The 14,975-nt window shown below is 54.6% G+C and carries 9 protein-coding genes; 7 read left to right on the top strand and 2 right to left on the bottom strand.

Going from position 1 to position 14,975, the window contains the following annotated elements:
* Window positions 1-5: 5 nt before the first annotated feature.
* Window positions 6-974, bottom strand: coding sequence for a hypothetical protein (locus HF885_RS09410; RefSeq protein WP_170104675.1), 969 nt, complete (start codon window positions 972-974; stop codon window positions 6-8).
* A gap of 116 nt (window positions 975-1,090) precedes the next feature.
* Between HF885_RS09410 and HF885_RS09415 the strand changes: the two genes are divergently transcribed.
* The 7 genes from HF885_RS09415 (at window position 1,091) to HF885_RS09445 (ending at window position 13,644) form a co-directional block, all read left to right on the top strand.
* Entirely contained in the window at window positions 1,091-2,242 is a 1,152-nt protein-coding gene (locus HF885_RS09415; RefSeq protein ID WP_170104676.1) for a sugar-transfer associated ATP-grasp domain-containing protein, read from the top strand.
* A gap of 22 nt (window positions 2,243-2,264) precedes the next feature.
* Window positions 2,265-3,500 (top strand): ATP-grasp domain-containing protein, encoded by a 1,236-nt coding sequence (locus HF885_RS09420; protein ID WP_170104677.1) that lies wholly within the window; start codon window positions 2,265-2,267, stop codon window positions 3,498-3,500.
* Window positions 3,501-3,582: 82 nt separating this feature from the next.
* Window positions 3,583-4,104 (top strand): GNAT family N-acetyltransferase, encoded by a 522-nt coding sequence (locus HF885_RS09425; RefSeq protein ID WP_170104678.1) that lies wholly within the window; start codon window positions 3,583-3,585, stop codon window positions 4,102-4,104.
* A 164-nt stretch (window positions 4,105-4,268) separates the two neighbouring features.
* A complete protein-coding gene (locus tag HF885_RS09430) occupies window positions 4,269-5,243 on the top strand; it encodes a glycosyltransferase (RefSeq protein ID WP_170104679.1) in 975 nt (324 codons plus the stop codon).
* Between the two features lies 1 nt (window position 5,244).
* Entirely contained in the window at window positions 5,245-9,258 is a 4,014-nt protein-coding gene (locus HF885_RS09435; RefSeq protein WP_170104680.1) for an RICIN domain-containing protein, read from the top strand.
* A gap of 193 nt (window positions 9,259-9,451) precedes the next feature.
* Window positions 9,452-11,350 carry a glycosyltransferase gene (locus HF885_RS09440; protein WP_170104681.1) on the top strand — a complete coding sequence of 633 codons (1,899 nt, stop codon included), beginning with the start codon at window positions 9,452-9,454 and terminating at the stop codon, window positions 11,348-11,350.
* Between the two features lie 434 nt (window positions 11,351-11,784).
* Complete coding sequence (locus tag HF885_RS09445; RefSeq protein ID WP_170104682.1) at window positions 11,785-13,644, top strand: DUF6020 family protein; 1,860 nt, start codon at window positions 11,785-11,787, stop codon at window positions 13,642-13,644.
* 669 nt (window positions 13,645-14,313) lie between these two features.
* Here HF885_RS09445 and HF885_RS09450 read toward each other — a convergent pair.
* The gene (locus HF885_RS09450) at window positions 14,314-14,898 is read right to left on the bottom strand and encodes an ATP-binding protein (RefSeq protein WP_235927396.1); all 585 of its coding nucleotides are present in this window, start codon (window positions 14,896-14,898) and stop codon (window positions 14,314-14,316) included.
* Window positions 14,899-14,975: the final 77 nt, after the last annotated feature.

A 14,975-nucleotide genomic window follows, 5' to 3' on the forward strand; every position in this document is an offset into this window, starting at 1 on the left:
TAAGCCTAGCGCCGACCGCGTTTCAGCAGCTCCTCCACCATATCGCACATATACTCCATGTCTTCCTCGCCGTAACGCTGATCTATGGGCAGGGGAAGGATGTCGCGTGACAGCCTTCCTGACATGCCTTCCAGCGTGGTGGCTCCCGGCCAGAGCGTGGGGACATAGATCTTCCTCTGTTGCATGGCCGACCGTATGGGGGAGGCGTCCCTCACAAGAAGGGGATACATGAAGGCGCCCGGGCGTGCGACTGGCATAAGCTCGTTCTTCTCGCCAAGACGGTCGTGCACAAATAGGAAGTTCCTCAGTCGAGACTCCGCGACAGCCTTGTAATCGATACCCCGTAGTAGGTTGTGGGTGATTTCGCTCATGGCAGACATGTGTTCGCCTGCAAAGAGATGCTCGCTTGCAGAGTATTCGCCATAGTGGGCGTTCGCGCCGTCGTCCATGCGCCCCAGAAGATGCAACGCGTGCTGTGTCGACTTCGCTTGCGGCAGCGTGTGGTCGAGTCGCGCGTTCGTGTAGAGATAGCCGCCGTCTGGCACGCCAAAGAACTTTCGGCAACAGTAGAGCGTGTCTATGCCGGGCAGCGGAAGCCGGAAGAATGCCTGGACCTCATCGAGTATCAGCTTGCCATCACAAAAGTCCCGTGCTTCAAGGACGTCGTCCTGCGCAAGCTGGCCATAGTAGTCGACGAGGTAGAGATAGTCTCCTGCGGCTAGGTTAATCGTGTGGTAGTCGGGTTTGAAATCTTTGGTCACATCGTATGTGCGAATGGCGACTCCCGCCGCCTTGCAGCTCTCGCCTACGGAGTCGCACAGGTACATGGGTATCCAAATGCTTTGGACGCCATGTGCCTCCAAGAGGTAGAGCAGGCAGGAGCGGGCGGCGTTTAAGGCGACGGCGCCCTCGTGGTATTCGCTTCCGCAGAAGTGCTCTAGTTCAAGATAGCCGCCGATTTCTTTGTGGTGCATGCTCTTCTCCCCATTGCCACGTCTCGTCCGCGGAATAGCCCCGCGGCAATCTTTGGGCTTATAGTAGTATGCGAACTTGCGACTATAACGAAAACCCACACCAATGGGAGGCACCTATGGCCAGGATTGTCCAGAATCAGACGAGCGCGCTGCTCAAGGACGGCTTTGCGCGCAGGATGGCCGACAAGTACCTCAACATGCTGCTGTTCGAGGACGACAACGACATGTTCGACCCGGCGTATCGCTCCTGGGCGCATAGCCACGGCTTCTGCGTCGAGTCCGCCTGCGCCTTCGGCCTGAACGAGGACAACATAGGCGACTACCTGCCAGACTACGACTACTTTCGTGTGTGGCCGCTCAACTCGTGGCAGCGTATCTGGATCAACGACAAGCTGACCCTCAAGTACGCGCTCGCGGGTACGGAGTATGACAGGTTCCTGCCCGAGTACTACTACTATAACGACGGTGGCAGGCTCGTGCCGCTGCTTGAGGCGGGAGGTCGCAAGGGCATGGACGGCTTCCTTGAAGTCCTGCGCGAGAAGGGCGAGTTTGCGTGCAAGCCCTGCAACGGCTGGCGTGCGATGGGCTTCAACAAGCTGGGCTACAAGGACGGCACCTACCTGGTGGACAACAAGCCTGCTACGGAGGAGGACGTCAGGCGCTTTGTGGCGGAGCACCCAAACGACGTCTACACGGAGTTCTTCCATCCCGGCATGGGGATGGAGAAGATCAGCCCCGTAATCCACACGCTGCGCCTGATCACCCTCAACGAGTCTGGCGCAGATCCCGTCATAGCGGGCGGCTACATGCGGTTTGCCACGGGCACAAACAACGACGACAGCAAGGCGAACTTCGAGGAGCCCTGGCGGGCCGACGTCTACATGTACCACACGAACTTCGACCACGAAACCGGCCGTTTCTTTGACGGCAGGATTGTCTATGGCAACAAGGTCGTTCCGTCCGAGGTCAACCCGGACACTGGCGCGAGCGGCTCTGGCATCTGGCCAAACTGGGACAAGACGCGCGACATGGTGCTTGGCCTGTGCGAACGCCTGGGCCCGGTGGAGTACATGGGCTTCGACCTCTGCGTCACGCCGGACGGACCCAAGCTCATCGAGATCAACTCCCACCCCGGCCCGAAGTACCTGCAGGTCTATAGGCCCTTCATGAAGGACCCGCTCCTGCACGACTACTTCCAGCGCAAGATGGACGCCATCGCCGCGCTCGACGCAGATGGCATCAGGCGTCGCAACGCAATCAGTCACTAGGAACGCGGGGGACTTGGATCACATGCAGCAGGACGCAGGCGAGAAGGACACTATCCTCCTTCTGGGAGGGTCGCGGCAGCAGGTCGTGGCGATAGAGACGGCAAAGCGCCTGGGATACCGCACGGTGGTGTGCGACTATCTGCCGGACAATCCCGGCCAGTACGTTGCCGACGTGGCCTACTCCACGAGCACGACGGACAGGGAGGCCGTGCTCGAGGTGGCGCGGCGCGAGCATGCCCGAGGCGTGCTCGCCTACGCGTCGGATCCCGCGGCGCCCACCGCGGCCTACGTTGCCGAGGAGTTGGGGCTACCTACCAACCCGCTGCGCTCCGTCGAGGTACTCAGCCGCAAGAACCTCTTCCGCAGGCACCTGCATGCCCACGGCTTTCCGTGCCCAGCATCGCGCGAGGTGGATGCAACCGCGGTGGACGGTGTGGAGTTGGCGCGGCTTGCACGCGACATGCGCCTGCCCGTGGTGCTCAAGCCCACGGACTCCAGCGGCTCCAAGGGTATCTCGGTCTTGGACGTGGCGGACGTGGCAAGCTTCGATCGCGCGCTTGCGCATGCCAGGTCCTTCTCGCGCAACGGAATCCTCGAGCTGGAAGAGTACATCAGCTATGGTTTTCCCCGTGTCGTGGGCGGGGACATCTTCGTGGCGCGCGGGGAGGTCCGCTTCTGGGGCCTCATGAGCTGCCTGCGCGACGAGGAACTTGGTGGACTTGTGCCGGTGGGCGAGCGTAATCCCTCTGGTCTTACGGCTGTGCAGGAGCGGGCTGTTCGCGGGCAGATACAGGACCTCGTCACGAGCCTGGACATTCAGTTTGGCGAGTTCAACGTCGAGGTCATAGTAGGTCCGGGTAACGTGCCGTATTTCTTGGAGTTGGGTGCGCGCGCAGGCGGAAACATGATTCCCGTGCAGCTTTCCGACATCAGCGGGATCGACCTGGTGGAGGCCAACGTTCGCTACGCCATGGGTGACGACTCGATGGACGTCACGTTCGACGGCAGCCGCAGGGCGGTCTGCACCTACGTGCCCCACGCGCGCCGCGAGGGCACGTTCGCGGGCTTGGAGCTTTCCGCGGACATCGAGGACCACGTGTACAGAACGGTGATGTATCTGACCGAAGGCGACCATGTGAGTCGTTTCGACGGCGCGAACAAGGCAGTTGGCATAGTGTTCCTGCGCTTTGACGACGTGGAGCAGATGGAGCGCCTGCTGGACGGAATATCGGAGCGCATTCGCGTGCTCGTAGACTGAGCGCGCTACGTGTACTGTCGCTGTGTCGCATGTGGTGAAACGACGACGCAGAGAGGCCTTGCGAGCGAAGGGGGAGAGGGACGTGGGCTACCGACTGAGGGAACTCGAGCGTAAGGACATCCCCGCAATTAATGGGTGGAGGGCTGACCGAGAGCTCATCTCGTGCCTGGGCGCACCGTACAGGTTTATAAACCAAGAGGTCGACGAGGCATGGTTCGATGCTTACATGAGGTCGCGCAAAACGTGCGTGCGCTGTGCAATCGTAGAGGGTGACGACGATATCCTTGGGCTCGTTACGCTTGCGGGCATCGATTACCTGCGGCAGTCTGCCACGCTACACATCATGATCGGGTCGACCGAGAACCGCGGCAGGGGCATGGGAACCTTCGCCGTGCTGTTCATGCTGCGTCACGCCTTTTACGACCTAAACCTAAGGCGTGTGGAGCTGAGTGTTCTTGCGACGAACGAGGCTGCCATCGGTCTGTATGAAAAGTGCGGCTTCGTGCGCGAGGGGGCGCGGCGTCAGGCTTGTTACAAGGATGGCGAGTTCGTGGACATGTACGAATATGGCATCATCCGCGGTGAGGAGAGCGAGCTCTCGTAGCCGAGCGCAAGACCAGACGAAATTGGGTCGGTGCAATCTAGCAAGTTTTCGGCTGCTGTCACGATTGTGGCATACACTGGTAAGCCCCATGTCACGTGGGGCTTCCCAGGTGCGTTCTGCTATCCTTACTGTGTCTGTAACTCAAGAGAGAAGAGCAGCAGCACATGGAAAAGCAGGATCTGAGCACACGCACATGGGAGGACGTGGCCGTCCTCATCCCGTGCTACAACGAGGCCATCACCATCGCAAAGGTGATAGACGATTTCAAGCAGTCACTACCGGGCGCCACAATTTACGTGTATGACAACAACTCGAGCGACGGAACGGGCGAGATCGCGCGCGAGCATGGCGCCGTGGTGCGTCTGGAGCCACGACAAGGCAAGGGCAACGTCGTGCGCCAGATGATGCGTGACATCGACGCTCCCTACTACATTATGGTTGACGGTGACGATACGTATCCTGCGGATGCTGCGCCGGAACTGCTGAGGCCTCTTATCAACGGCGTCGCGGACCATGTGGTGGGCGACCGACTCTCCAATGGCACGTATGGCGAGGAGAACAAGCGCGCGGGGCACGGATTTGGCAACGACCTCGTACGCACCCTTATCAAGTGGCTGTATGGCTTCGAGTACAACGATGTTATGACCGGTTATCGGGCTTACAACCGCGTGTTCGCGAAGACCCTTCCCGTGCTCTCGCCGGGCTTCGAGATCGAGACCGAGCTCTCCATCCATGCGGTGGACAAGCGCTGGCGCATTGCCCAGGTACCCATCGTATACCGCGATAGGCCAGAGGGCTCCGAGTCCAAGCTCAACACTGTGGGCGACGGTATGAAGGTCCTCAAGATGATCTTCTCGCTCTTCAAGGACTATAAGCCGATGCCGTTCTTCTCCATACTTGCACTGATTTTGCTCGTCATTGGCCTCTGTGTGGGCGTTCCGGTCATCACTGAGTTCCAGGCGACGGGATTGGTGCCGCGTCTGCCCACGGCTATTGTGGCAGTGGCGTTCTGTGGGCTTGCGGCCATGATGTTTGTTTGCGGCCTCATCCTGGACACCTCAGTCAAGGGGCAGAGGCGCTCTTGGGAGCTGGAAGTCATGCGCATCTATGACGAGGAGAACCAGAGGAAGGGTGCGTAGCATGGAATCTGACGTTTCGACACGCCGTGTGCGAACACATGGCTTTGCGAGGCATGTGCTTGTGGTGGCAGCGGGCGTTTCGCTCGTGTCCGCTCTTGCGGTCAGCGTGGCGCCGGCTGTTGCGAAGGCGGAAGAGGATAACCAGCAGGGGACAGTCGCGCAGGTTGCGGTTGTCCCCGCATCTGTCGTGGAGGGGCTGCAGCAGCCCGACGCAACCACGAACCAGGAATCGACGCAGTCAGCGATTCCGTCCGCAAGCGAGGAGACGCCCACGTCACCTTCCGACTCCGGCAATGCCGCTACAGACGCCGCCCGGGGAGCGGATGCTGTCGTAAATGGTGGCGACGCTGTAGGGAAAAGTGTCGCCATCGGTGGAACCGGCGCTCATGGAGACGCGGATAATAGCGTTGCCGACACGACGGAAGTGACCTCGCCTAATCCGCAAACAGACACGAAGAGCGACGCTGCCGATGTCTCGGTGGGTGCCAAGGCTGCCGTCAGCGACGCGTCACCCGCCGCGGCGTCCGAGGATGCATCTGTTCCAGGAGAGGCCAAGCTTCCCGAGGGCACCTATGCCATCGTGTCCGGCAGCGGCAGCCACATGGCGCTTGACGTAAGTGCCGCTTCCAAGTACGACGGTGCCAACGTACAGATTTACGAGGAGAACGGGACGGACGCTCAGCACTGGCGTCTCACATACAATCGCGACAAAAACAGCAAGTATTACGGTATGGTGCGCTTGGTAAACCTAAACTCCGGCAAGGTGCTCGACGTGTATGGCGCCCTCGCGAAATCCGGCGCTAACGTGCAGCAGTATGCGGCCAATGGTAGCTCGGCTCAGTGGTGGCAGCTCGTGCAGGACGCGAAGGCGCAGGGCCGCTCTGGTTACCTCCTGCGCTCTGCACTCCAGGGTGACTTCGTCCTGGACGTGAGCGGCGGACGCCTTGCCAATGGGACCAACGTGGGAATCTGGGCGTCCAACGGGACTGCTGCCCAGCGGTTCACGTTCGTGAGCCTTGCGGATGAGGAGAGCGACCCTTGGATGACCAGCGGTGTGGCCATGCTCGCAAAGAAGCATGTCGCGGATCTCGCCGACGGCACCTACGTCATCTCGGCCTCCGAGAACGTCCGCTCGGTCCTGGACGTGTATGCCGCCAGCAAGCAGAATGGCGGAAACGTCCAGGTCTGGACTAGCAACGGCACGGGTGCACAGCGTTGGGCGGTATCTACCTCCGTGGCGTCTGACGGTACGCCCTGGCGCACCGTCAGGAACGTTGGATCCGGTAAGGTGCTCGACGTCTATGCTGCTGGCACCACAGCTGGCACGAACGTCCAACAGTACGACTCCAACAACTCAAACGCTCAGCGCTGGGTCATCGTCTCCAACGGCGATGGCACCCTAACGCTTAGGTCCGCCTTGGGTAGGAACCTTGTTCTCGACCTCTGGGGTGGCTCCACGGCCAATGGCGCAAACGCCGATGTCTATACGGCGAACGGCACATCGGCGCAGAAGTTTGTGTTCACTTTCGCAACGCCGACGGCGATTGCGTCCGAAGGTCAGGTCGTAGCCGACGGCCTGTATATCATCAAGACGGCCGATGGAAAGGCCATTGATGTCCCCAGCGCCTCCACGGCAAATGGCCAACAGCTTCAGACCTATGCAGCCAACGGAACACAGGCCCAGGTATTCGCCATCAACTACGATAAGTCCACCGGCTACTATCACGTCAGCAACCTTAACTCAATCGCCGCGCTCGACCTCGACAACGGGGACGTGCTTCCGGGCGGCAAGGTCCAGCAATGGGCTTACGGCAATGGCGACAAGAATCAGCTATGGATCTTCCGGGAGGGCGCCAACGGTACGTATTCAATCATCTCGCCCTACGCGAACCTTGCCCTTGCGGTTTCGGGGGGTAAGCTCACCACGACCTCGCTCGCAAATGCCGCGCTTTGGAGCCTGGTTCGGTATGAGATTCCCTCTGGTATGTATCAGATTTCGAACCGCGGTAATGGTCGCGTGATAGATGTCCCCTCGGCGTCGTGGGCGTCGGGCACCAAGATTCAGACATATGCTTCAAACGGCACAATCGCGCAGAAGTGGTACCTCCATGACGTTGGTGGCTCCTTCGGGGATGCCTACACGTTACAGAGCGTTGGCTCTGGCAAGTATCTTGCACCGTCCGGCAGCGCAGTGGTCCAGGTCGAGTATCCTCAGGCTGCTACGTGGAGCATGGGCTTCCAACCCGGCGTCGGACTGGTGCTGGATGAGGTTGCTTCCGGTAGGTTCCTGTATGCGAATCCTATGCTGACGCTCGGTACGGGCAATCTTTCTAACTGGGGCTGGAAATTCGCGGACACTACCCTTGACTTCAGTGGCGAGTACGAGTTCGCGCCAGCAACCAATACGGGGCTCCGGCTCGACGTCAATGGCTCATCCACCTCTGACGGGGCAAACGTTCAGGTATACAGCTCAAACAGCACAAAGGCCCAGCGTTGGATCATCAGCTCCGATGGTGACGGCTGGTTTGCAATTCTCTCTCGCAATTCCGGAAAGGCACTCGACATTAGCGGTGCGTCCGGCCAGGATGGCGCGAACGTCTGGCAGTATGCCGGTAACGGGACGAATGCGCAAAGATGGTTCTTTGAGATCGGCAACTATGGCATTGTGGTCAAGTCTGCATTGGGAACGGTACTTGGCACGGCCTCGGGCTCTGTGAGCGGATCAAACGTATCCGCACAAACGTGGACTGACCTTGCTTACCAGTGTTGGCTCCTCAAACCCTTTGCGGTCGTCTCGTATCTCATCGCAGTAGATCCGGGTCATGGTGGAAGCGACCCCGGTGCGTCGGGCAACGGCCTCCAAGAGAGCACGCTAACGTGGAAGATTGCTTCCGCGCTCCGCGAGAGACTCGTCTCAAGGGGAGTAGGGGTCTATTTCACGAAGACCCAGAACGAGTCGGTATCCGTCAAGGATCGTGTGCTCCGTGCCGTTAGCGCGAACGCTAAAGCAATCGTCAGCGTCCATATCAACAGTGCAGATTCGTCTGCGCAGGGCGCGCTCGTGCTTACGCCTAATGCGAGCTCCTACAACAATTGGCTCCATAACGAAGGCCGTAGGCTTGGTTCCTATGTGCTTCAGAACATCGCTGAGCTCGGTATCGAGAACGATGGCTTCCTCGAGCGAAACTATCCGCAGGATGGCTCTGATCAGTCAAAGTACGCAGACGGTTCTGTTGCGGACTACTACGGCATCGTGCGTTACGCTCGCCAAAGGGGCATGCTCGGCGTGATCATCGAGCATGGGTTCATTACGAACCCCCATGATGCTGCTCTGTTCTCAAGCGATTCCTTCCTCAAGAAGCTTGGCGAGGCTGACGCTGACGGCATCATTCAGATGTATGGCACGAGCGGTGGGATTTCTTCCTCTGGCTCCACGAACCTGAAGAATCGCGGGGAGGCATCCTCGCAAGACGGCATAAATACGACAATCATGGGCGTTACACGTACGAACGCAGCACAAATCGTCCGTTTCTTCAAGGAGAAGGGCGCGGTTTACCCTGCGAGCGTGTACAGCAGCAAGGGCGCAGCTACTATCGAGGACTTCGCAAGGATTCTGGTTGAAGAGGCGACAGCCGAGGGCGTCCGAGCCGAGGTTGTCTTTAGCCAAGCCATGCACGAGACGGGCTGGCTCAAGTTCGGCGGCTTGGTCACGGCGGAGAAGTGCAACTTTGCCGGACTGGGCGCAACGGGCAACTCGGCTGACGGCCCCTCGACCGATTACGGTCGCGGCTACGCATTCGAAGACGTGCGGACCGGCATTCGTGCCCAGGTTCAGCATCTCAAGGCATATGCGAGCACGGAGCCATTGGCCAACGCCTGCGTCGACCCGCGCTTCAAGTATGTTACCAGGGGGTGCGCCCCAACTGTCGGCTCTCTCAGTGGCAAGTGGGCGGTCCCCGGCGACGGTTACGGAGAGAGCATTGCAGCAGTTATTAAGCAACTGCTTGCAGCCTAGTTGTGTGATGAAGGAAATAGTGAAACGTTTTTAACCAATCAAGGCAGCACAATCTGCATACGATTTGTCATATCTTGATAGTCTGACAATAAGCAGATGCTACGAAGACGACAGATATCGATGGAGGCCCTTTTCGCTTTAACTCAGGTTATTTCTCAGCAGATTCGAATACTATTGAGGATTGGTGTAATAAGTGATTGAATTCAAAATTGCAAATGTATTGTTGGAGGACACGAGGCAGTTCAGAGCGACTCCGTTGCTATATGTCAGGTCAGATGGAGCAGTTGTTCCATGTGCCGACGGCTGGAAAATGCAAGGAACCGGTGGAACCGGCGCTTTTGACTTCACCACATTCTTCAATGGGCTAAGCGTGATGAAATACAATCGATACACATCGGCAAAGGGATACAGACTGCACCTCCACTTGAAGGGCGCGAGCTGCACAATTAAGATAACCCATGCAGATCGGTTCGATTACTACCCATCCGTTCTTATGGAAATGAATGTAGCAGAGTCATCAAATTGGCACGAAGTTGAGATTGACCTGCCAAACTGTGACGGTGACGTGCTCGAGGGATTCCAAATCCATTCGACGGGAGACGTTTATCTTAAAGACAGCTTCTACACTGCTCTGGTTGAAGAAGAGGAGTTGAGGACAGTAGAGCTCGCCCTCTCTACGACAACGTTCAAGAAAGAACGCTTTATTGAACATAATATAGAACTTGTTAGAAAGCAGATACTCGGTTGCGATGATGAAGTCGCAACGCATTTCAGGATGTTCGTTATTGATAATGGGCGCACTCTTGATTCTCAGCAGCTTTCTGGTGATGGCATATCCGTCTACCCCAATAGAAACGTTGGAGGTTCTGGTGGGTTTGCATATGGCATGCTTCTTGCGCAAAAGCAGGAGGGTGTTACCCACGTACTGCTGATGGATGATGACGTTGAGGTATCTCCAGAAAGCATTAAGAGAACCTATTCGTTGCTAAGGATTGTAAATGACGAGTATTCGGAAGCGTTCGTTAGTGGCGCTATGATGAACTTCGATGAGCCAGATATCCATTGGGAAGATATTGGTTATATGACTGAGGCTGGTGTTTATCAGTCGCTCAAGCCTGTACTTCGAATGAGTAACTTGCATGACTGCGTTACAAGCGAAAGCTTTGAGCCAGATTATCGCACCTGGCCTGATTTGAAGCAGAGGTATGCAGCTTGGTGGTACTGCTGCATCCCAGTGTCTGTCATTAGAAAGCACGGAATGCCCTTGCCATTTTTTGTCAGATTTGATGATGCGGAGTACGGACTTCGGTGCAATCCACACATCATGACCTTGAATGGGATATGTATCTGGCATCTTGCTTTCTACATGAGGTATAACGCTGGGGTAGAAAGATATCAAACGATTCGCAACGGAATAACTGGGCAGGCAATCACTGGAGTTGCACCGCTAACTAATTTTGTTAAGGAGATTGAAAGGAACATTCGAATTGAACTTGTAAAGTTCAATTATAAAGACGCTCTACTCGCTGTTCAGGGCTTTGAAGACTTCTTGAACGGCCCCAGTAGTTTTATGTCGAAAGACTATGCTGAAAAGCGTTTCATGGAAGCTAACAGAAATAAGGAAGTACAAGTCTCTTTAAATAAGCTAAAGCCGGTAGTTGAGAATGAAGTTGGTATCGACATTGATACTATCGGAACAGATGAAATACTTCGTGATATTTCTTTAGATAAAGTTTCTCGCAATAAATTGAATAAACTGCTGCTGCTGAAGAGATTCAATGACACTCTCAATGGACAGGTCAAAGGCGGTCTAAGGCCTTTGTCTGATCGTGTGGCTGTTGTAGAAGGTGTCGGCTGGAGCTGTCCAATCGGAAAGCTTTATGGCGCCGATTTCGTTATAGCAATTAATATCCAGCAAAAGACTGGAGTGCTGCGAAGGCGCGATAATTCAAGGGGAAGAGAGATATGGCACCGGTTCGAAAATGATCTCAAATACTTTGAAGCAAATAGAGATTCAATTTATGGGAAATACTCTTCTATCAAACAGACAGTTACATCTACGGACTTTTGGGAAACATATTTAGATTTCTAGACAAACACTTGTGCTTGAATATGGTGCAGCGTGGGGTGACGACCAATACATGGTTTTTGAGTCGGCATCTCACGCCGCTATTTCAAAATAACCATAATGAGTGTAGTGGCCTGTACTATGGTTTACAACGAGTACTATCAAGGAGATATGACGTAGCGATTCCTAAATTTCCTCCGGAATCGCTACCATTTAATGGCTTTAACCTGTGCCTTTCAAATCGTGGCATGAAAACCCGCCCGTTCAACGAGTGGAAGCTATATCAAACTGTAATGTGCCTCTGTTTGGGCGTGAAACATCCTTTTATAATAGATTATACGCATGGGCACTCATCCAGTTTTCTACTAGTCTTGCACTATGAAATAGATCTCTTCTACAATAAATTAGGTAGTGCATATACGAGCACCAGATTCTGCGGATCTATGTGAAGGATTATCGTGGATAAACGTATATTTAATGAATGCTTAATTAAGTATCTTGCGATGCTAGCGCCAATGTCTCTGGCGCTATGCCTAACATATCAGGAAAGCGGTGTCATTGTTGTAAAACCATACGACAATGCTCGAATAATTTGTGTCGTTGTATTAGGGATAATGCTTTGGAAGGCAATGTCACGACATTACTCCGTTATGGTTACACCGCGCACTAGGCTGTTCGAAATGTTGGCAGCGCTTGCCGTCTCTATGATTTTCACAATCGGACAACCTATCTCTGACTCTGGAGTACTTGTATTCTCGAAAATCATATTTGCGCAGAGCGTTGAATATCAAATAACTAAAAGTGTATCGCTGTTAGTTCTCCTCATCGCACTCATCGGTAATACGGTATGGATTTGGACCTTGATATCCTTACTGTTTGGGAAGTTGGACGAATACTCATCAGGGAATGTTCTGGGAATTTCCTGCAAATCAATAGATATTCCATTAGTAGTCCTGATTTTGCTCTTATGTTGGATGCCATATATTGTTATTTGGTTCCCAGGTGCGATAACCTCGGACCAATCAAACCAGTTGGCACAGTTCTTCGGATATGGGGATGTGCCACTCACCGACCGATTTCCCTTCTTTGTCGGAATTGTATTTTCTAGTCTGTATAAGATAGGTAATTGTGTTGATTCAAGTGGAATTACAGGCATTTTTCTAATTTCGTTGCTGCAGATTTTCGTTTCGCTATTTGTTTGCGTAACAATATTACGTTGGATATATATACTTTCTCAGTCCCGTCTTATTCGAGTGTTTTCGGTTGCCTTTTTTGCTTTATTTCCCTTGGTGCCTATCTACACCATCTCAGTTGGCAAAGATGGTCTCCATGCGTTCTTATTGGCGCTCTTTTGTATGCAATTATTCCTTTTTCTAGAATCGAAGCAAAGGAGCTTGCCTGAAAGCAAGATTTATACCCCATGGGCAATTTCGATAGTTGCTCTGCTGGTTGTGCTTACAAGAAATAACGGAATTTTCTTAGCTGTTCCGTCTTTGCTAGTATTAGCTCTCATTACAAAGAAGCGTGAAATCATAAATATCGTAGGAATCATATTGGTAGCAAGCATCGTTTGGATGCGTGTCCTAGTCCCAAGCTTTGGTGTTGCAAATTTTGGCTCTAGGGAGGTATTGTCGATTCCTGCCCAAATTGTTGGTGCCAACTTATCTGCTGGACAAAAGATTGATGGAAATACGAAATCAATACTCGAGAATTCGTATTCTGCTAGTCTGAAAAAAGTGGGAGCTAGTTATGTCCCAGATATTTCAGACCCATCAAAGGGTCTCTTGGCTGTTGATGAAGAAGACCGCTCTTCTACAATGTCATATTGTATGGCTGCATTCACGGTGTTCCGGGAGCATCCACTCACTTCAATAGTGGCAGTATTTCGCACAACGATGAATATGTATCCAGCGACACCAGGTACATATTGGTACGAAGATTGTCCGTACTTTTGTGACCCTCATGATAGCTTCGCCGCGGCAGGATGGTGTCCTTCTGCAAAGTCGCTGTACGAGAAGGATGGCAGTAAGTTAAACACTACTTTCCGCAATGCCCTTTATATACTCCATCGGTCTTTTCCTCTGTCGGTTTTATATACGCCTGGAACATACTTTATTCTACTGGTAATTCTATACTGCTATACATTCTCAAAGAACAGAATACGGGTGGGCATAGTTTGTTCAGCTCTCCCTCTAGTATTTCTTGAAACTGTTCTATTTGCAGCTCCTTGTGGATCAATACGATATGCGCTTCCGCTCATCTTCTCGCTTCCCTTTGTTCTTATGCTTTTCGAATACGCTAAGAATATAGAGGGGTGATTATTTGAAGTGCTCTCTTGGAGCTTATGAATGAATGTAAAGCGTTGATTCAACGTAGCTTTGTAGTGATGTGGGCTCTAGAGCTTGGAGACGGCGGTTGAGCGGCAGTCCGCGCTCAGCTCGTGGTCACCATGCTCGCGCATGAGGTTTAGACGGTCGGTGCGGATGTGTAGTGTAGATTGCGCCTAAGGCTATTGAACCACTTCGCCCACTTGGATATGCTGACGGCATCTCAACAAAGAAAAAGCAAGCACTGAGCTACCCTAAGTGTAATCTTCCGGATAAGGGCTGAATGCCGTTATCGCTATGATCTCGACTTGGGCGTCAATTCGATTGTGTCTGAAATGTTGGTTCATGCGAAGGACCGTGAGGGTTGACTGACAGTCGGACGAGAAAGCACATATGCACTTGGGATCTCCTAGCTTTCGCCTGGTGGGGGCATTGTACCTCCCACCAGGAGAGGCGGTACCCGGCCGTTGCCCTCTTCTGCCTCTCCGTGTAACGCCTGAGGTCGCGATCCCCGAGCCTGCCTACTGTTAGCGTCGGGCTAATTTGACCACATCCAGTCAAGCAATAATCGCCAATCCCAGTCAGCCGACTTTGGCCAATGCGCCGGCAACCGGTTTCCTAACTTATGTTCTCGCTACACTCCCTTGGGCTGCATGCCCCTCACCTTGTGGCCTGCGGGACGGCCTCGACGGAGTAGGTGTCCAGCCCGCGCCCGCGGTAGCCCGGGCCGCGCATCATGAAGACGGAGGCCTTGTCGAACACCCTGTCGAGCGCGCACAGCAGCGAGTCGTCGCCCGTGAAGAACTCGTCCCAGGCGCTCGGCGCCACGTTGCTGGTCAATATCATGGTGTTGGGCCCATCCTTCTCATATCGGCGGCCGATCACATCGAAAAAGAGGTCCGTGCACGCCCTGTCGAAGGTGCACCTGCCCACCTCGTCCACGATCGGGCAGGTCGGCTTCGCCAGCGCCGACGCGTCGCGGCCCTGTATCCTCGAGAAGTCGAATCCGTCGAAGGTCTTGGGCTCCCTCCTCGGCAGCCGGCTCAGCCTGAGCAGCGTCTCTATCGACGCCCGCCTCCTCTTCTCCGCGAGGTAGTCGAACGTGACGGCGAGCGCGCCGACCTCCGCGTCGCCCATGTCGTGGTCGGACGCCAGCGTCGCGAGCTCGGAGGCCGCGAGGGCGATCCCGAGCCTGGCGGCCGCCTCGCTGGCGAGCTCGTAGGGGCTCTTCGCGGCGTTTCCCATCACTGTGTTTCGTCAACCTCTCGTTTCACAAAACAGCATCCGTTCGTTTCACACGTCAGCGTGAAGATTCTTCACGC

The organism is Parafannyhessea umbonata (genome assembly GCF_012844235.1).
Classification (GTDB): Bacteria; Actinomycetota; Coriobacteriia; order Coriobacteriales; family Atopobiaceae; genus Parafannyhessea.

Bases quoted from the DNA above. Each gene is read 5' to 3' on its own strand.
- HF885_RS09410 (WP_170104675.1), bottom strand. From the start codon at position 974: ATGCACCACAAAGAAATCGGCGGCTATCTTGAACTAGAGCACTTCTGC.
- HF885_RS09415 (WP_170104676.1), top strand. From the start codon at position 1,091: ATGGCCAGGATTGTCCAGAATCAGACGAGCGCGCTGCTCAAGGACGGC.
- HF885_RS09420 (WP_170104677.1), top strand. From the start codon at position 2,265: ATGCAGCAGGACGCAGGCGAGAAGGACACTATCCTCCTTCTGGGAGGG.
- HF885_RS09430 (WP_170104679.1), top strand. From the start codon at position 4,269: ATGGAAAAGCAGGATCTGAGCACACGCACATGGGAGGACGTGGCCGTC.
- HF885_RS09435 (WP_170104680.1), top strand. From the start codon at position 5,245: ATGGAATCTGACGTTTCGACACGCCGTGTGCGAACACATGGCTTTGCG.
- HF885_RS09450 (WP_235927396.1), bottom strand. From the start codon at position 14,898: ATGGGAAACGCCGCGAAGAGCCCCTACGAGCTCGCCAGCGAGGCGGCC.